The sequence below is a fragment of the Mesorhizobium sp. CU3 genome (assembly GCF_006442965.1).
In the GTDB taxonomy this organism is placed as follows: domain Bacteria; phylum Pseudomonadota; class Alphaproteobacteria; order Rhizobiales; family Rhizobiaceae; genus Mesorhizobium.
Window position 1 is genome coordinate 53,501 of the sequence record NZ_VFWX01000014.1, and the last position, 17,719, is coordinate 71,219.

19 protein-coding genes are annotated in these 17,719 nt (G+C 64.7%); 12 read left to right on the forward strand and 7 right to left on the reverse strand.

Annotated features, from left to right (window positions below; genetic code table 11):
* Positions 1-62: 62 nt before the first annotated feature.
* Both FJ988_RS21205 and FJ988_RS21210 read right to left on the reverse strand, forming a co-directional pair.
* Complete coding sequence (locus FJ988_RS21205; RefSeq protein ID WP_140820303.1) at positions 63-1,100, reverse strand: zinc-binding dehydrogenase; 1,038 nt, start codon at positions 1,098-1,100, stop codon at positions 63-65.
* A gap of 4 nt (positions 1,101-1,104) precedes the next feature.
* On the reverse strand, positions 1,105-2,343 hold the full coding sequence (locus FJ988_RS21210) for an acyl-CoA dehydrogenase family protein (protein ID WP_140820304.1): 1,239 nt from the start codon (positions 2,341-2,343) through the stop codon (positions 1,105-1,107).
* Between the two features lie 113 nt (positions 2,344-2,456).
* Here FJ988_RS21210 and FJ988_RS21215 point away from each other — a divergent pair, with 113 nt between their 5' ends.
* From FJ988_RS21215 to FJ988_RS21240, 6 genes are all read left to right on the forward strand, one after another.
* Positions 2,457-3,272 (forward strand): SDR family oxidoreductase, encoded by an 816-nt coding sequence (locus tag FJ988_RS21215; RefSeq protein ID WP_140820305.1) that lies wholly within the window; start codon positions 2,457-2,459, stop codon positions 3,270-3,272.
* 81 nt (positions 3,273-3,353) lie between these two features.
* Positions 3,354-3,839, forward strand: a complete 486-nt coding sequence (locus FJ988_RS21220; RefSeq protein ID WP_281407754.1) for a MaoC family dehydratase — start codon at positions 3,354-3,356, stop codon at positions 3,837-3,839.
* On the forward strand, positions 3,836-4,873 hold the full coding sequence (locus tag FJ988_RS21225; protein WP_140820307.1) for a phosphotransferase: 1,038 nt from the start codon (positions 3,836-3,838) through the stop codon (positions 4,871-4,873). Before FJ988_RS21220 ends, FJ988_RS21225 begins: the two co-directional genes overlap by 4 nt.
* A 3-nt stretch (positions 4,874-4,876) precedes the next feature.
* Positions 4,877-5,653 carry an SDR family NAD(P)-dependent oxidoreductase gene (locus FJ988_RS21230; RefSeq protein WP_140820308.1) on the forward strand — a complete coding sequence of 259 codons (777 nt, stop codon included), beginning with the start codon at positions 4,877-4,879 and terminating at the stop codon, positions 5,651-5,653.
* A gap of 206 nt (positions 5,654-5,859) precedes the next feature.
* Positions 5,860-6,504, forward strand: a complete 645-nt coding sequence (locus FJ988_RS21235; RefSeq protein ID WP_140820309.1) for a TetR/AcrR family transcriptional regulator — start codon at positions 5,860-5,862, stop codon at positions 6,502-6,504.
* Between the two features lie 166 nt (positions 6,505-6,670).
* Complete coding sequence (locus tag FJ988_RS21240) at positions 6,671-6,901, forward strand: DUF680 domain-containing protein (protein ID WP_140820310.1); 231 nt, start codon at positions 6,671-6,673, stop codon at positions 6,899-6,901.
* An 87-nt stretch (positions 6,902-6,988) separates the two neighbouring features.
* On the opposite strand, the gene FJ988_RS21245 is transcribed toward FJ988_RS21240, so the two are convergent.
* The 5 genes from FJ988_RS21245 to FJ988_RS21265 all read right to left on the reverse strand — a co-directional run bounded on the left by FJ988_RS21245 (position 6,989) and on the right by FJ988_RS21265 (position 12,446).
* On the reverse strand, positions 6,989-7,213 hold the full coding sequence (locus tag FJ988_RS21245; protein ID WP_140820311.1) for a hypothetical protein: 225 nt from the start codon (positions 7,211-7,213) through the stop codon (positions 6,989-6,991).
* Between the two features lie 86 nt (positions 7,214-7,299).
* On the reverse strand, positions 7,300-7,878 hold the full coding sequence (locus tag FJ988_RS21250; protein ID WP_140820312.1) for a sarcosine oxidase subunit gamma: 579 nt from the start codon (positions 7,876-7,878) through the stop codon (positions 7,300-7,302).
* The gene (locus tag FJ988_RS21255; RefSeq protein WP_140820313.1) at positions 7,871-10,864 is read right to left on the reverse strand and encodes a sarcosine oxidase subunit alpha; all 2,994 of its coding nucleotides are present in this window, start codon (positions 10,862-10,864) and stop codon (positions 7,871-7,873) included. The genes FJ988_RS21250 and FJ988_RS21255 overlap by 8 nt, the downstream gene beginning before the upstream one ends.
* Complete coding sequence (locus FJ988_RS21260; protein ID WP_140820314.1) at positions 10,861-11,157, reverse strand: sarcosine oxidase subunit delta; 297 nt, start codon at positions 11,155-11,157, stop codon at positions 10,861-10,863. Before FJ988_RS21260 ends, FJ988_RS21255 begins: the two co-directional genes overlap by 4 nt.
* Before the next feature lie 35 nt (positions 11,158-11,192).
* Positions 11,193-12,446 (reverse strand): sarcosine oxidase subunit beta, encoded by a 1,254-nt coding sequence (locus FJ988_RS21265; protein ID WP_140820315.1) that lies wholly within the window; start codon positions 12,444-12,446, stop codon positions 11,193-11,195.
* Positions 12,447-12,729: 283 nt separating this feature from the next.
* Here FJ988_RS21265 and FJ988_RS21270 point away from each other — a divergent pair, with 283 nt between their 5' ends.
* The 6 genes from FJ988_RS21270 to FJ988_RS21295 all read left to right on the forward strand — a co-directional run bounded on the left by FJ988_RS21270 (position 12,730) and on the right by FJ988_RS21295 (position 17,717).
* Entirely contained in the window at positions 12,730-13,116 is a 387-nt protein-coding gene (locus tag FJ988_RS21270; RefSeq protein ID WP_140820316.1) for an SET domain-containing protein, read from the forward strand.
* A 282-nt stretch (positions 13,117-13,398) separates the two neighbouring features.
* Positions 13,399-13,665 carry a 30S ribosomal protein S21 gene (gene rpsU, locus FJ988_RS21275; RefSeq protein ID WP_042639546.1) on the forward strand — a complete coding sequence of 89 codons (267 nt, stop codon included), beginning with the start codon at positions 13,399-13,401 and terminating at the stop codon, positions 13,663-13,665.
* A gap of 133 nt (positions 13,666-13,798) precedes the next feature.
* Positions 13,799-14,650 carry a tetratricopeptide repeat protein gene (locus tag FJ988_RS21280; RefSeq protein WP_140820317.1) on the forward strand — a complete coding sequence of 284 codons (852 nt, stop codon included), beginning with the start codon at positions 13,799-13,801 and terminating at the stop codon, positions 14,648-14,650.
* Positions 14,651-14,863: 213 nt separating this feature from the next.
* Positions 14,864-15,340: a DUF992 domain-containing protein gene (locus FJ988_RS21285; RefSeq protein ID WP_140820318.1), complete on the forward strand. Its 477-nt coding sequence runs from the start codon at positions 14,864-14,866 to the stop codon at positions 15,338-15,340.
* 83 nt (positions 15,341-15,423) lie between these two features.
* On the forward strand, positions 15,424-15,906 hold the full coding sequence (locus tag FJ988_RS21290) for a DUF992 domain-containing protein (RefSeq protein WP_140820319.1): 483 nt from the start codon (positions 15,424-15,426) through the stop codon (positions 15,904-15,906).
* A gap of 371 nt (positions 15,907-16,277) precedes the next feature.
* Entirely contained in the window at positions 16,278-17,717 is a 1,440-nt protein-coding gene (locus FJ988_RS21295) for an MFS transporter (protein WP_140820320.1), read from the forward strand.
* Positions 17,718-17,719: the final 2 nt, after the last annotated feature.

Consider the following 17,719-nt stretch of genomic DNA (forward strand, 5'->3'; position numbering starts at 1 on the left):
CCGCCTTGCCGATCACGGCATTGTGTTCAAGGCGTTGGCCGTGGTCTGAACGGATGGGGTGCCTACGGTTTGATGAACACCTTGCCGTTCGGCTTGGCGAGTTCGGCCGGCAGCCGCGCCATCGCCTCGTCGAACGGCACCACCGCGGTCACGTCGGTCGACCAGCGTCCGTCGGAAAAGCGCTTTTGCGCTTCGAGCACCGCCGGACCCAGCCGGTCGCGGAACTGCCGCATCCACTCGGCCAGCCAGAAACCTTCGACGCGCTTGTGCTGGAAGATCAACTGGCCGGGTTCTCGGATCACCGTCGGCTCGCCATCGAGCCGGCCATAGACGATCCAGCGCGAGCGTTTGGGCATGGCGTTAAAGATGGCGGAGGCCAGCGGCCCGGTGACCGCATCGAGGAAGATGCGCGGCTGCTCAGCCTTCATCACCTCGCGCAGCCTGGTCTCGAAATCCGGCGCCTTCTCATTGAGGACATGAGTGGCGCCGAGTTCCTGCAAAAGCGGGATCTGCTCGTCGCGGCGCACGGTGACGACCGGCCGGAAACCCTCATCCTTCGCCAGGCCGATGATCAGCTTGCAGAGCTGGCTGGCGCCGGCGGTCATGATGAAGGCCTTCTCGCCCTCCTGCTTGACGATGTCGAACATGGCCAGCGCGGTCAGCGGATTGACGATCATCGCCGCGCCATCCTCGTCGCGCACCGTGTCAATGAGCGGAATGCAAGACGCTGCCTCGGCCACCGCATAGTCGGCCCAGGCGCCCCAATTCGTCACGCCGGTGGCGAAGGCGACGCGCTTTCCTTCAAGGCTCCTGGCATAGGCATCGTCGCCGGTGGCGACGACCGTGCCGACGCCTTCGAAGCCGGCCGGCCGGCCCTTGACGCGCGGCTGGCCGTACTGGCCCTTGATGAAGGCGATGTCGGACGGATTGATCGAGGCGAGGCTGACCTTGATCAGCGCCTGCATCGGCCCCGGCGCCGGCACGGCGATCCGGCCCGGCTGGAGATAAGGCTCCATCGCCTCAAGTGCTGCGGCCGATGGCGTCCTGGTGTAGCCGTCGCCGACAAGCAGCAAGCCCTTCATTTCGGATGGAAGTGCCATGGGATCAGACCTTTTCCTGCGTGTATTTCCTGAGTTCCGTGCGCGCCACCTGACGCCGGTGCACCGCGTCCGGCCCGTCGGCAAGCCGCAGGGTCCTCAAATGCGTCCAAGAGCGCGCCAGCGGCGTGTCCTGGCTGATGCCTTGCGCGCCGAACATCTGCACCGCCTCGTCTGTCACCTTCAGCGCCACGCGGGGCGCCACGACCTTGATCTGGCTAATCCAGGGCGCGGCGGCGCGCGCATCGCCCTGGTCGATCATCCACGCCGCCTTGAGGCAGAGCAGCCTGGCCATCTCGATCTCCATGCGGCATTCGGCAACAATGTCGAAATTAGCGCCGAGCCTGGCCAGCGGCTGGCCGAAGGCCTCGCGCCGCACCGAGCGCTGGCACAGCATCTCCAGCGCCATCTCGGCCTGGCCGATGGCGCGCATGCAATGATGGATCCTGCCCGGTCCGAGCCGCCCCTGCGCGATCTCGAAGCCCCTGCCCTCGCCCAGGATCAGGTTCGCCGCCGGCACCCGCACATTCTCGAATCTGAGATGCATATGGCCATGCGGCGCGTCGTCATCGCCATAGACCTGCATGGCGCGCAGCTTGGTGATGCCCGGGCTGTCGGCCGGCACCAGGATCATCGAATGGCGGCGATGCTGCGGCTCCTCGTTAGATCCCGTTCTGACCATGACGATGTAGATGGCGCAGCGCGGGTCGCCGGCGCCGGATGCCCACCATTTCTCGCCGTTAAGCACATAATCGCCGCCCTGGCGCTCGCAGCGCATCGCAATGTTGGTGGCGTCGGAGGAGGCCACGTCCGGCTCGGTCATCAGATAGGCCGAGCGGATTTTTCCGTCGAGCAGCGGCTCGAGCCACTGTTTCTTGTGCTCCTCGGAACCGTAGCGCTCCAGCACCTCCATATTGCCGGTGTCGGGCGCCGAGCAGTTAAAGGTCTCGGCGCCGAGATACGCCTTGCCCATCTCTTCCGCAAGGTAAGCATATTCGACGGTGGAAAGGCCGTAGCCGCGCGTCGAATCGGTCAGCCAGAAATTCCACAATCCGCGCTCCCGCGCCGTCTTCTTCAGGCCTTCCAGAATCTCGCTCTGCCTGGCCGTGTAGGCCCAGCGATCGCCTTTGCCGACCTCGGCCAGAAATTCCTCGCCGAGCGGCGCGATCTCGTCGCGGACCATCGCCGCAACGCGCTGGTGGATCGGCTTCAGCCGCTCGGTGATACCGAGATTCATGTCCGCCATCGGTTCGGCCCTTTCGCAGATGCATCTTTACCCGTGGCAAGGATGACCGTACTTCGGCTAGCCTTGTCAACGCGAGTCTCCCGGCGTTCGGCCGAGACATGCGGAGGAGTGCAATGAGTTATCTGGACAAGCTGTTCTCGGTCGCCGGCAAGACGGCGCTGGTGACCGGCGCCGCGACCGGTATCGGCCGCATGGTGGCGACCGGGCTGGTGCGCGCCGGGGCGCATGTCATGATCGCCTCGCGCAAGGGCGAGGACTGCGCCAAGGTCGCCAACGAGCTGAACGCGCTCGGCGGCTCCGGCCATGCCGAAGGCTTCGCCGGCGACGTATCCAGCGAAGCTGGCATCGCGGCACTTGTCGCCGAGGTCAAGGCGCGCACCGAACGCCTGCACATCCTGGTCAACAATGCCGGCATCTCCTGGGGCGCGCCGCTGGAGGAGTTCCCATACCACGCCTGGGCCAAGGTGTTCGGCGTCAACGTTACAGCCGTTTTCCACCTGACCCGGGAGCTACTGCCGCTGCTCGATGCCGCCGCCAGCGACGAGGACCCGGCCCGCGTTATCAATCTGGGCTCGGTGATGGGCACCCAGCCGCTTGCCGACGACGCCTATTCCTACACCGCCTCAAAGGCCGCGGTGCATCATCTGACGCGCACGCTCGCGATCGAATTCGCCGGCCGCCGCATCACCGTCAACGCTTTTGCCCCCGGCCCTTTCCAGAGCCGGATGACGGCCTTTGCGACCGCGACCGAAGAGCAGGCGAAACACATCGGTAACCATGTTCCGCTCGGCCGCATCGGCGTAGCGGATGACATTGCCGGCGCAACGCTTTATTTGTGCAGCCGTGCCGGCAGCTATGTCACCGGCGCCATCCTGCCCATCGACGGCGGCCAGTCGGTGCAGCATGGGATGACGTTGTTCAAAGAGTGAGACGCCCGGGTCAAAGACCCCCGGCGGGGTTCAAGGAATAAGACGCCCGGTTCAAGCAATCCGGGCGGGGGTGCGGAGGACATCAGCGTGGAACCGATCAGTCTCGATACGCTTCTGGCAAGCGTCGGCAAGGAAGTCGGCGTCTCGCCCTGGCGGACGGTGACGCAGCGCATGATCGACCAGTTCGCCGATGCCACCGACGATCACCAGTTCATTCATTGCGATCCCGAGCGCGCCGCGCGCGAGACGCCGTTCGGCGGCACCATCGCGCATGGTTTTTTGTCGCTGTCGCTTTTGTCGGCGATGACCTTCGAGACCATGCCGCCGCTCGAAAACAGCAAGATGGGCGTCAATCACGGCTTCGACACGCTGCGCTTCCTGGCGCCGGTCAAGACCGGCGCGCGCATCCGCACCCATTTCGTGCTGGCCGACGTCAAGGTGCGGCCCTCCGGCTGGGTGCAGACGGCGCATGACGTGACCATCGAGATCGAGGGTTCGAAGAAGCCGGCATTGACCGCACGCTGGCTGACCCTGACGCTGATCGAGCGCCAGCCCGAGACCGCATGAGTGGCGACGCCAACACTTTAGATCAAGCTGCGCTTGCGCCTTATCTCGAGGCGCGTATCCCCGGTTTTGCCGGGCTCTCCACGATCGAGAAATTCAAGTCCGGGCAATCCAACCCAACCTATCTCCTGACTGCGGCCAGCGGCCGCTACGTGCTGCGCGCCAAGCCGCCGGGACAGCTCTTGAAATCCGCGCATCAGGTCGACCGCGAATTCCGGGTGATGCAGGCGCTTGCCGGCACGGCGGTGCCGGTGCCGCGCATGCTGCATCTCTCCAGCGAAGACTCCCCGATCGGCCGCATGTTCTATGCCATGGAGTACCTCGACGGCCGCATCTTCTGGGATCCGTCGCTGCCGGACGCCTCAGGCAATGACGAGCGCGCCGCGATCTATGACGCGATGAGCGCGACGCTTGCCGCCTTGCACGATGTCGATGTCGGGGCCGTGGGCCTCGGCGATTTCGGCAAGCCGGGCAGCTATTTCGAGCGTCAGTTCGCCCGCTGGACCAGCCAGTATCGCGCCTCCGAAACCGAAACCATCGCCGACATGGATCGGCTGATCGCCTGGCTGGAGACGCATATGCCGACCGATGACGGCCGCGTCTCGCTGGTGCATGGCGACTACCGGCTGGACAATATGATGTTCGCCAGGGACGAGCCCAAGGTCATCGCCGTGCTCGACTGGGAATTGTCGACGCTCGGCCACCCCTTCGCCGACCTCGCCTATCAATGCATGCAGTGGCGGCTGCCGCATGCCTCCGGCTTTCGCGGCCTCGGCGGCGTCGACCGCGCGGCAACCGGCCTGCCGTCGGAAGAGACCTATGTCACCGCCTATTGCCGTCGGCGCGGCCTCGAGGCGATCGGCAACTGGACGTTCTTCCTGGCCTTTTCCTTCTTCCGGCTGGCGGCGATCTGCCAGGGCGTCTACCGCCGCGCGCTGGACGGCAACGCCTCCAATCCGGAGAAGGCCAAGACCTATGGCCAGGCGGTGAAACTACTCGCCGCGCTTGCGATGGAACTGATCGACAGGGAAGGCTGACCTATGGGCCGTTTCAACGGAGCGACTGTCCTCATCACCGGCGCGACGGGCGGCCTCGGCAGCGGCGCTGCAAGGGCCTTTGCCACTGAGGGCGCGCGGCTGGTTCTCTCCGACCTCGACGAGACGGCGCTCAACGATTTCGCCGCCACTCTCGATACCGAGACAGCGATCCTGGCCGGCAACATCGCCGACGAGAAACTCTCCGAGGATCTGGTGAAGCTGGCGACCGAAAAATTCGGTCGGCTGGACATTGCCGTCAACAATGCCGGCATCGTGCACAGTTTCGTGCGCCTGCCGCACGTCACGTCAGAGGAAGCGCGACGGGTAGTGGATGTCGACCTGCTCGGCGTCTTCTACGCCATGAAGCACCAGATCCCGCAAATGGAACGCCAATTCAAGGACAGCGGCAAGGGCGGCGTCATCGTCAACGTCGCCTCGGTCGCCGGCCTCTCCGGCGCGCCGAAGCTGTCCGTTTACGCCGCCGCCAAGCACGGCGTGGTCGGGCTGACACGCTCGGCGGCGGCCGAATATGCGAGCAAGGGCCTGCGCATCAACGCCGTTTGCCCGGCGCATACGAGGACCGCGATGGTCGACGGCTTCGTCCGTTTCAGCGGCGCACCGGAAGCCGATGCGATTGCCGAACTCACGCGCGGCGTGCCGATGAAGCGGGTTGCCGAGGTCGACGAGATCACCGCCGGTATCCTGTTCCTGGCCGACCCGGCCAACTCCTTCATGACCGGCCACACGCTGGCTCTCGACGGCGGCATCGGCGCCATCTGAGTGATTCCACTGAGCCGGACCTGGAGCAATTCCAGGAAAAATGTGAGCGGTTTTCCGTCCGGAATTGCGTGAAGACAAGATATAGGGCGGTTTCACCGGTTCCGTGAAACGGTGAAACGCCCTAGCGGAACCAGTTCGCGCCCTTGTCCGTTTCCGTACAGCGTATATAATTTCGTGAGGCAACCAACCAACAAGGCAGGCGCATATTGGCGCTCACCGTTCAGAAACGCCGCGAAAAGCAGAAAGCCGAGCTTCGTTCCGAACTGGTCGCGGCCGCCCATAAGCTCGTGCAGGAAGAAGGCTATGAGGGGCTGACCATCCGTAAGCTGGCCAAGCGGGTCGGCTATGCGCCCATGTCGGTCTATTCCTACTTCGCCGACAAGCAGGACATCCTTTTCGCACTGGCCGAGGACGCCTTCGAGACGCTGGCGCGACGCATCGAGGCGCGTCCCGCCGACGACCCGGTCGAGGCGCTCAAGGCGGTGATGGCCGAATACGCCGCCTTCGGCCTCGGCAATCCGAACGAATACCGCACCGTCTTCATGACTGAGAAAACGCATCTACCGGAAGGCCGCAGCTACGAGGACATGGAGGAAGGCAATCCGGCCATGAAGGTGCTGATCAAGCGGGTGGAGGCCTGCGTCGCCGCCGGCAAGCTCAAGGGCGACCCCCGCGCCATCGCCACCATGCTGTGGACCGTCGCCCATGGCACGATCTCGCTGCTGATCACCTTTCCGTTCTATCCGTTCGGCGACCCCGAGGCGTATGTGAAGCGCATGTGCAACTTCATGGTGGCCTCGCTGTCGGCCCAGGACATCCACCCGCTCACCGAAACGCCGGCCGACTGCTGATCACTTTCGTCGTGATTGCACGCAGCGATCGCTTGATCTGCGGCGGTGAATTCCCACGTCCGTAAAAATTTTTCGTACATGTACAGATTCCCTCTTGAATTCCGTCTTTGTTAACCGTATGTGTACGTCATACCGTACATGTACGGAAAACGACTGGAGACGGAAAATGAAGAAGACCATCCTTACCCTCGCCGCCGTTCTGGCTTTCTCGGGCGCCGCTTTTGCCGGTGCGAACCAGCCGGCCAAGCATGCTCCGACTGCCTGCGCTCAGGCCAACGTGGCGCTCGACTGCACCGCGACCGGCTCGGTCGAGAAGGCCGACGCCGCCAAGACCGACACCGCCAAGGGCGCGCGCCTCGGCATCGACGTGAACCCCTGGTTCGTGCCTGGTCTTTAAGACTGGTCACTGAAACTCAAACGAAAACGGGCGGCACGCGGCCGCCCTTTTTCGTTTTACCTATCGCGCTGAAGCGATTGCCAAGCGCTATTTCTTGAGCGGTTTCTTCCCCGCCACCACCTTGGCCTTGCCGGGCTTGGCCGGTGCGCCGGGAATGGCGCTGCTGGTGATCGACACCGGATCGCTGGCGGGAAACGTGTCCTCGAGGCCTTCCTCGAGTTCCTCTTCCTCGGCCTCTTGATGCCGCTCATGCTCCAGCGAGCGAACAGCCGCTGTCTTTTTGGGCGACTTCGGCGCTGTTTTAGACGGCATCGCTGACCTCCCTCGCGAGCTGCGGAAACGGACAGGGCCGGCGATGGTTCCTGCTGCGGGACTTTCCCGGCAGCGCAGTGTGAAGCTCAGTTCGCCGCGTCGCCGGCTGCTTCCGACAGCAGAGTAAAGACATAGTCCGAGAAGGAACGCCAGCACTCGACCCGGAACGTGTCTTGCGCCGTGCGCAACAGCACGATCTCGGACTTGCCGAGGATGGTGCGCGAGGCAGCACCAACCGGGAAGGCGTCGAGCGACAGATCCTGCGGGCAGCCGGAATTCACCGTCGCGGCGGCCGCCGGTCCGCTGACCGAGATCCCGACATTGCGATGCGAGATGCCGACCGCCGAATGCAGCGCGGTGACCTTGGCGCAGTCGGCGAGCGGATCGTTGCCGGCCTCGTCGATAACAAGCCATTCATCCGGCCCGAGCCACAGCGCCGTGCGCCCGTCCCTGGTCGCCGAACTCTTCGGCTTGGCCGGCAGCGTAACGCCGAGCGCCTTGGAGAGGACGGCGAGCGACGCCCCAGGCGCACGCAGCGAGATGCGTTCGGCCGGCGGCAGCATCTCCACCTTCACACCTGGCGCCGACAGCGTGCGGCCGGCAAGCGCCGGGCGGCGTTCGACAGAAGGCGCGGCGGCTTTTGTCTTGGCGGCGGCCTTAGCCATTGAGGCGTTCTCCCTTTTCGTCGACGAACACCATGCCGGTGACTTCCACCTCGATCGTGCCGTTCGGCATCGGTACGTAAAGCGTCTCGCCCATGCGGTCGCGGCCGCCGGCGACCAGCGCCAGCGCGATAGAGCGCCCGCAATTTTCCGACCAGTAGCTTGAGGTGACGTGGCCGATCATCTTCATCGGGATCGGCTGCTTCGGGTCGGCGACGATCTGCGCGCCCTCTTCCAGCACCACCTTCGGGTCCTTGGTCTTCAGGCCGACGAGCTGCTTGCGGCCCTTGGCGACAAGATCCGATCGGGTAAGGCCGCGAATGCCGACGAAGTCGGTCTTCTTCTTGCCGACCGCCCAGTCGAGCGCGGCATCGTTCGGCGTCACCGTGCCGTCGGTGTCCTGACCGACAATGATGTAGCCCTTTTCGGCGCGCAGCACGTGCATGGACTCGGTGCCGTAAGCGGTCGCGCCATGTTTCTGGCCTTCGGTCCAGAGCGCTTCCCAGACGGCTTCGCCATAGTCGGCCGGCACGTTGACTTCAAAGCCGCGCTCGCCGGTGAAGGACATGCGGAACAGCCTGGTCGGCACACCGCAGATCTTGCCTTCGCGCACCGACATATGCGGCATCGCCTCGTCCGACATGTCGATGCCCTCGACCAGCGGCGCGATGATGTCGCGAGACTTCGGTCCCTGCACGGCGATGACCGCCCACTGCTCGGTGATCGAGGTCAGCCAGACATTCAAATGCGGGAATTCGGTCTGGAGGTAATCCTCCATGTGATTCATGACGCGCGGCGCGCCGCCCGTGGTCGTCGTGACATGGAAACGGTCCGGCGCCAGCCGGCCGACGACGCCGTCGTCATAGATGAAGCCGTCCTCGCGCAGCATGATGCCGTAGCGGCAGCGTCCGGTCTCCAGCTTCTCCCACGGATTGGTGTAGAGCAGCTCCATGAACTTTGCCGCGTCCGGCCCGACCACTTCGATCTTGCCGAGCGTCGAGGCGTCGAACAGGCCGGCCGTTTTGCGCACCGTCACGCATTCGCGGTCGACCGCCTTGTGCATGTCCTCGCCGGCTTTCGGGAAATACCAGGCGCGCTTCCAATGGCCGACATCCTCGAACACCGCGCCTTGCGAAGCGGCCCAGCCATGCGTCGCCGTGCGGCGGGTCGGGTCGAACAGCGCGCCACGCGCGTGGCCGACGATCGAGCCGAACGTCACCGGCGTGTAGGGCGCGCGGAAGGTGGTGAGGCCGACCGCAGGGATCGGCTTGCCGAGCTCCTCAGCGGCGATCGCCAGTCCGTGCATGTTCGACGTTTTGCCCTGATCGGTCGCCATGCCGTTGGTGGTGAAGCGCTTGACGTGCTCGATCGAGTGCATGCCCTCATGCACCGCCTGGCGGATATCCTTGGCGGTGACGTCGTTCTGGAAATCGACGAAGGCCTTGACCGTGGTGCCCGGACCGGCGCCGGGCGCCGCGCCCAGCATGCCGCGCGACCAGCTCTCGCCGGCATCGACCTTGGGCTTGGCGCTCTTACCGGCCTTGCCGCCGGCGTCCTTCGCCGCCTTGGCGCCGGCCGCGTAGGCTTCGTCGATCGTCGCGTCCAGCCCGTCGGTGCCGTTGCTGGCGCCGACCGAGACGCAGTCCTGCGCATAGGTGCCCGGCACGAAGCGGCGCGTCTCCTCGTTGAAGGCGACCTTGCCGCGCGATTGCGAGAACAGATGCACCGAAGGCGTCCAGCCGGCCGACATCAGGATGGCGTCGACCGGAATCGTGCGACCGCCGCCGCCATTCTTCGGCTGCACCGTCATCGAGGACACGCGCAATTTGCCGCCGGCGCTGACCACGGCGCGGCCGAAATTGATCTCGATGCCGAGCGCCCGCGCCTCGTCGATCACCGGTCCTGTCGGATTGTCGCGCAGGTCGACGATGGCCGCGATGTTGACGCCGGCCTTCTTGAGGTCGATCGCGGCGGCATAGGCGGAATCATTGGCCGTATAGACGCCGACATTTTTGCCGACCGCGACGCCGTAGTGGTTGAGATAGGTACGCGCGGCGGATGCCAGCATCACGCCCGGACGATCGTTGTTGGCGAACACCATGTGCCGCTCGATGGCGCCGGTGGCAATGACGACGCGGCTGGCACGAACCTGCCACAGACGCTCGCGCGCCAGATCGTGGCCGGGATTCTTAAGGTGATCGCTGACCCGCTCGACAAGGCCGACGAAATTCTGCGAGTAATAGCCAAAAGCAGTGGTGCGCGACAGCACGCGCACATTGCCCATCGCCTTGAGCTTGCCGATCGCGCTTTGCGCCCAGGCATAGCCGTTCTCGCCATCGATTTTCGCGCCGCTTTCGAAACGCAGGCTGCCGCCGAATTCGGCTTGCTCGTCGGCGAGGATCACCCGCACGCCGGTCTCGGCCGCGGCAAGCGCCGCGGCAATGCCTGCAGCACCCCCGCCCAGCACCAACACCTCGCAATGCGCGTAGCGCGACGCATAATGATCCGGGTCCGGCTTCTCGGGCGAAACGCCGAGGCCGGCCGCGGCGCGGATCTTTGGCTCGTAAAGGTCCTTCCAGGCCCATTTCGGCCACATGAAGGTCTTGTAGTAGAAGCCGGCCGAAAACATCGGCGATGCGATGTCGTTGACCGCGCCGACGTCGAAGGCAAGCGACGGCCAGCGGTTCTGCGAATTGGCGGTCAGCCCGTCATAGAGCTCCTGCACGGTGGCCCGCACATTGGGCGTCTTGCGCGCATCGTCGCGCACGATCTGCACCAGCGCGTTGGGCTCCTCGGCGCCGGCCGAGAGGAAGCCGCGCGGCCGGTGGTATTTGAAGGAGCGACCGACGAGATGCACGCCATTGGCAAGCAGCGCCGAGGCGAGCGTGTCGCCCTCGATGCCGGAATAGGACTGGCCGTCGAAGCTGAAGGAGGCGGTCTTGGCCTGGCTGAGGCGCCCGGCGCCGGAGATGCGGAAGGCGGCGCTCATTTCGCGGCTCCAGGCAGCTTCGCGGGTTTCGGTTCGCCGGCCTTGTAGGTCATGACGAACTTGTCGGTGACGGTGTCGCGCACGGCGTTGAAGAAGCGCGCGCAGCCATGGATGTGGCGCCAGCGCTCGTAGATGATGCCCTTCGGATTGGCGCGGATGAAGAAGAACTTTTCGAAATCGTCGTCGCTCTCGCCGGCAATGTTGGCCGAACGCGCGATATGCGCCTCGCCGGCATTGCGAAACTCGAGTTCCGGGCGCTCTTCCTCGCAATAGGGGCAGCGGATGAGAAGCATTCTGTTTGTTCCTACAATTCGCCGTAGTCGATGGATCAGTGCGCCACCGCTGCCGCGGCGGCTTCGTCGATGAGCCGGCCGGTGCGGAAGCGCTCGAGCGTGAAGGGCGCGTTGATCGGATGCGGCTCGTCCTTCGCGATGGTGTGGGCAAAGACGTTGCCAGAGCCGGGCGTCGCCTTGAAGCCGCCCGTGCCCCAGCCGCAATTGACGTAGAGGCCCTTGACCGGCGTCTTGGCCAGGATCGGCGAACGGTCGGGCGTCACGTCGACGATGCCGCCCCAGGAACGCAGCATCTTCATGCGCGTGAAGATCGGGAACATCTCGCAGATCGCATCCAGCGTGTGCTGCAAGATGTGCAGGCCGCCGGTCTGCGAATAGGAGACATATTGGTCGGTGCCGGCGCCGATGACCAGTTCGCCCTTGTCGGACTGCGAGATATAGGCGTGCACGGTGTTCGACATCACCACGCAAGGCACCACCGGCTTGATCGGCTCCGACACCAGCGCCTGCAGCGGATAGCTTTCGAGCGGCATGCGCACGCCAGCCATGTTCATGATGACGGACGAATGGCCGGCGGCGACCACGCCCACTTTCTTTGCGCCGATGAAGCCGCGCGTCGTCTCGACGCCGGCGACCGCGCCATTGGCCGCGCGCTTGATGCCGGTGACCTCGCAATTCTGGATGATGTGCACGCCGCGCGCCGAGGCGCCGCGCGCATAGCCCCAGGCGACCGCGTCGTGGCGAGCCGTGCCGCCGCGCCGCTGCAAGGCCGCGCCCATCACCGGATAGCGCGCCTCCTTGGAGATGTTGAGCGGCGGGCAGAAGGCCTTCGCCTCTTCCGGCGTCAGCCATTCATTGTCGATGCCGTTTAGGCGATTGGCATGGATGTGGCGCTTGAACACCTGCACGTCATGCACATTGTGCGCCAGCATCATGACGCCGCGCGCCGAATACATGACGTTGTAGTTGAGCTCTTGGCTGAGCCCGTCCCAAAGCTTCAGCGCATGGTCGTAGATGCCGGCGCTTTCGTCATAGAGGTAGTTGGAGCGGATGATTGTGGTGTTGCGGCCGGTATTGCCGCCGCCGAGCCAGCCCTTCTCAAGCACCGCGATGTTGGTGATGCCGTGCTCGGTCGCGAGATAATAGGCTGTCGCCAGGCCATGACCACCGGCGCCGACGATGATGACGTCGTATTCCTTCCTAGGCTCAGGTGAGGTCCACTGCTGTTCCCAGCCCTTGTGGCCGCGCATGGCCTCGCGGGCAATGGCGAATACGGAGTATTTCTTCACGTTCCAGCTCGCCCCAAAATATCACGGATGTCGCCCGGGCATCTCCCGGAGCGCGAGGTGTATCACTAGCGAAACCGCGTGGACATCCTTGCGCTGTTTGCGACGGCGCTTGCCGTTTTGCGCCGCGGCAGATCGCACCGTTGCCGATGGCGATGCGTTGATCAAGTGGACGTGAAGGGATTGGCGTCAGCCATGCCGCCGGCCAGCCGAAAATGTTGCGGGGCGGCCTTGCATTTCGCCGCGATTTGACGATTCCGTTTCCCGTCGAAAACGGACCGGAACGATGCTGCTGATCAGAACCTACGTCGCCCAGAGCGCCATCGAAGGCGTCGGCGTCTTTGCCGCCGAGCCGATCCGCAAGGGCGCTTCGATCTGGCGGCTCGATCCCGATTTCGACCGGCTTATCCCGATGGAGAAATACGAGGCAGCGCCGCCGCATCTCAGGGAGTTGCTCGACCGCTACGCCTATCCGAGCCCCGACAAGCCGGGCTTCATGGTCTATGAGGTCGACAATGGCCGCTTCATGAACCATGCCGAGCGGCCGAACACGGACTTCTCGCAATATGGCGGCGCCACCGCGACGCGCGACATCGCCGCCGGCGAGGAAATCACCTGCGATTACGGCGAGTTTTTCGAGGATTTCGCCCGCCTGCATCTGGCGACAGCCTGATGCATGTCGCGCAAAACTGGGCAGCGGTTTTGCGGCAACGACATGCATAAACCTGAGGCCTAAAGCGCGTCGCCTGAATCCGTTTCAGCGCGACGCGCTTTAGCGCTTCGGCGCCCACGCCGGGACACGCGGGATTTTGATCGCGGTTTCCTGCAATCAGCGGTGGACAGGACGGCATGATTCTGCTATCAGCCGCCCACAATTCGCGGTGCAACCCGCCGCGAAGGCATGGCGGCTATGGCTGTATGCCTATTGATATCAAACCCGAAGACAGGATTGCCCGTGCAGGTACTCGTCCGCGACAACAACGTTGATCAGGCGCTTCGCGCGCTGAAGAAGAAGATGCAGCGCGAAGGTATTTTCCGCGAAATGAAGATGCGCGGTCACTACGAGAAGCCGTCGGAGAAGCGTGCCCGCGAGAAGGCGGAAGCCGTGCGCCGCGCCCGCAAGCTGGCCCGTAAGCGCGCCCAGCGCGAAGGCCTGCTGCCGATGACCCCGCGTCCGGCTCCGGCTGGCGCTGGTGGCGCGCCGCGCTCGCCGCGTTCGTAACGCCAATTTTTCGTCCTTTTCGAAGGATACCCAGGGGTGGCGCGATGTGGAATCGCCGCCACCTTTTTGTTTATGCATAGGGGCCGGTTCGGAGAGGGAACGGACTGACGGCGCTGCGGCAGTGAGGACAAAGATGAACGCAATTCCGGTGGAGCGCCGAGCCGCTTTCCGCGGCTTCGCCCTGACGGCGGCCCTGCTTTCGGGCCTCGCCCTTGCAGCGTGCCAAACGGCCCCGACAGGTGAGTTCAACTCGATCGACAAGGCGCAGGGCTCGAGCGAGAACATCTCCTCGCTGTCGGCGGTCATCCAGCGCAATCCGCAGGATCCGGAAGGCTATAATGTGCGCGGCTCGGCCTATGGCCGCGGCGGCCAGTACCAGGCGGCGCTGAAGGATTTCGACCAGGCCATCCAGCTCAATCCGAATTTCTACCAGGCCTATTCGAACCGCGCGCTGATCCAGCGCTTCCTCGGCAACCAGCAGGCGGCTCTTGCCGACTACAACAAGTCGATCCAGATCAACGCCAATTACGACGCCGCCTATATCGGCCGCGGCAATCTCTACCGCAAGGCGGGCCGCACCCAGGACGCCTTCAACGACTTCCAGAAGGCGATCCAGCTCGACACGACCGATGCGCGCGCCTACCACAATCGCGGCCTGATCTATCAGAGCCAGGGCCAGCACAAGTTCGCCATCGAGGATTTCTCGACCGCCATCTCGCTGGCGCCTGACGCCGCCGAGCCCTACAACGGCCGTGGCCTCTCCTATCTGGCGACGGGCGACGAGGACAACGCCTTCTCCGACTTCAACATGGCCATCAAGCTCGACGGCAAGAACGCCGAGGCCTGGGCCAACCAGGCGCTGATCTACGAAAAGCGCGGCGACAAGGTGAAGGCTTCCAAGTCCTATCGCGAAGCCATCCACCTCGACCCCACCTATCAGCCGGCCAAGGACGGCCTGTCGCGCGTCGGCGGCAACGCGAGTTGATCTGCGGCCGGCCTTAAAGGCGCGTGACTGATTCCTTTCAACGCGACGCGCTTTGAGCGTCGCATCCGGAGCCGTTGCGCAATTGTCACTTGCCGTTAACCGTCGACGGCAATGCGTTAACCTTTGCCATGTTCGCGCCAAGTTTTCGGCGGAACGCTCCGCGCACCTCGATCGTTTAAAGCGGGGCAAAATTTTCGCGAAAGGACCTTTCCAATGATCAAATCCCTTGCCTGTGCCGCTGCCGCGCTCGCCGCCACGGTCCTCGCTTCGCCAGTCAGCGCCGGCGCGCTGCGGCTCGGCACGCTGGACTGCACAATCGACGGCGGCGTCGGCTATGTCATCACCTCCAACAAGGGCGTGTCCTGCACTTTCCGCCCGTACCATCATGGACCGGCCGAGCAGTATACCGGCATGATCTCCAAGCTCGGCGTCGACCTCGGCCAGACGCATCAGGGCCAGCTCGTCTGGGCAGTGCTCGCCGGAACGCGCCATCATGAGGCGGGCGACCTCGCCGGCAGCTACTACGGCGTCAACGCCGAGGCTTCCGTCGTGACCGGCGGCGGCGCCAATCTCCTGGTCGGCGGCCTCGACGGCGCCTTCATGCTGGAGCCGCTCAGCGTCCAGGCGCAGACCGGCGTCAACCTGGCCGTCGCCGTGGCTTCGCTGGACCTCGTACACTCCTACAAGTAAGGCGTTAAGCCAGTTCCCTATACAGCCGGCCCGGAACAGGACAATGTGCCCGTTCCGGGCCGCATCTTTTTTGGGGGAACGTGATGCTGAAAGTCACCGTTATAGCCATCATTGTCGCAGTCGCGCCGACGGGACAGGTTCGTGCCGAGCGCGGCGGCGTCGAGCTCGGCGTGCTGGATTGCGCCATCGGCGGCGGCACCGGTTTCGTCTTCGGCTCGAGCAAGGACCTGAACTGCACCTTCACCCCGGCCGACAAAACCTTCGCACCGGAAGCCTATTTCGGCGCCGTCAACAAATACGGCCTCGATATCGGCACCACCAGCCAGAGCGTGATGCGCTGGCTGGTGCTGACGCCGATGGCCAACATCTATGCTCCGGGCGCGCTGGCCGGCGACTATGTCGGCGCCAGCGCCGAAGTGACGGCCGCCGTCGGCGCCGGCGCCAACCTTCTGATCGGCGGCACCGGCAACGCTTTCACGCTGCAGCCGCTCAGCGTCCAGACCCAGACCGGCCTCAACATCGCCATCGGCGTCAGCCAGTTCCAGCTGCGCAGCACGGCGAACTGACGGCCCCTTCGTCATCCACAGGCGGAGCAGCCGCGAAGCGGCGTCGCGAAGACCCGAGGATCCATGCCGCGACCTCGGCGAAGGGTGCTGCGATGCAGAGTTCTGCACCGTGGCGGTGCTCAGGAGTCCCGGCATGGATCCTCGGGTCTGCGCCGCGTCGCTTCGCTCTTTGCTCCGCCCGTGGATGACCAAGCTGAGAGGCTTTAGGCCGATCTCCAACGTCTCGACAAAAAGCCCTTGAGCTCAACCGTGGTTGAGGTTTTACAAGCCTGCCCTGGCTGAAACAGCCGCGCATGGCCCCGCCGAAAAGCCTCGACTGGCTTCTGGCGCCATGCGCCGGCATCGAGCTATGCAAAGGCAGGGTAAAGGGGATGACTGACATCACCAGCAACAAAGTCGACTGGCGTGCATTGTGGGCAAGCGGCGACCTGGCGCGCTTCTGCTTCATCAGCCTCGGCATTCTGCTCCACGCCACCAACGAGACGATGGTGGCTACCGTCATGCCGGCCATGGTCGGCGACCTTGCCGGCGTGCAGTTCGTCGGCTGGTCGCTGGCGGTCTATGAACTTGGCGCCATCGTCGCGGGCGCCGCCGCGGGGCGACTGGTCAGCTATGTCGCGCTGCGCTCCAACGTGACGGTCGCCGCTCTGCTCTACGCCGCCGGCGCGCTGATCTGCGCCACCGCGCCTTCCATGCCGGTGTTTCTCGCCGGCCGCCTGGTCGAGGGTCTCGGCGGCGGCGCGCTGGTGTCGCTGGCCTTCGTCTCGGTCGAGCGGCTGTTCGACCGCAACATCTGGCCGCAGCTTTTCGGCATCATGTCGGCGATCTGGGGGGTCGCCGCCTTCAGCGGCCCGATGCTGGGCGCCATCGTGGTCGATTTCCTGTCCTGGCGCTGGGCTTTCGGCGTCTTCGTACTGGGCGGCATCGCCATGGCGCTGGCGAGCTTCATTGTGCTCAACACGCCGCAAGCAAAAAGGCCACAGGCTGCCGCCGGCAGCTCACCGCCCTTCCCCTATGCCGCACTTGGCTGCCTGGCCGTCGCCGTCGTGCTCATCGCCACCGCCGGCGTCGACGTCGCCTTGCTGCGCTCGTCGTTGCTGTTGGTCCTCGGCCTTGCCGGCCTGGCGCTGTTTGTCGTTGTCGACGCCATGAAGCCGCAATCGCGACTGTTTCCCTCGCAGCTGTTTTCCTGGCGCTCGCCGGTCGGCAGCGGCATGACCATGGTCGCCGCCTTTTCGGTGGCCACCGTCTCCTTCTCGATCTACGGACCGCTGCTTCTCACCACGCTGCACGACATCCCGATCCTGACCACGGGGTACATCATCGCCGCCGAATCGATTGCCTGGTCGATCCTGTCCATCGCCGTCGCCAACGCGCCGCTGGAGCGCGAACGGCTAATCATCGTCATCGGCGCGCTGATGATCGCATCCGGCCTCGCCGGTTTCGCCTACTCGATCCCGTTGGGGTCCATTCCGCTGATCCTCGTTTGCGCTCTTTTGCAGGGCGGCGGCTTCGGCGTTGCCTGGCCGTTCCTCACCCGCGTTATCGTCGCCTCGGCCCGCGATGGCGAGCAGACGATTGCGTCCGCCGCCGTGCCGACCATGCAGCGCATCGGCTATGCGGTGGGCGCCGCTGTCGCCGGCATCATCGCCAATGCCAGCGGCTTTTCCGAGGGGCTGAGCCGCGCGGCGGCCGCAACCGTCGCCGGCTGGCTGTTCCTGGCCTTCCTGCCGCTCGGCATCGTCGGATGCCTGGCCGCGCTGAAGATATTTTCCGCGGCGAGCCGGCCTGAGCTGGCGGCCGGGGAATAGGC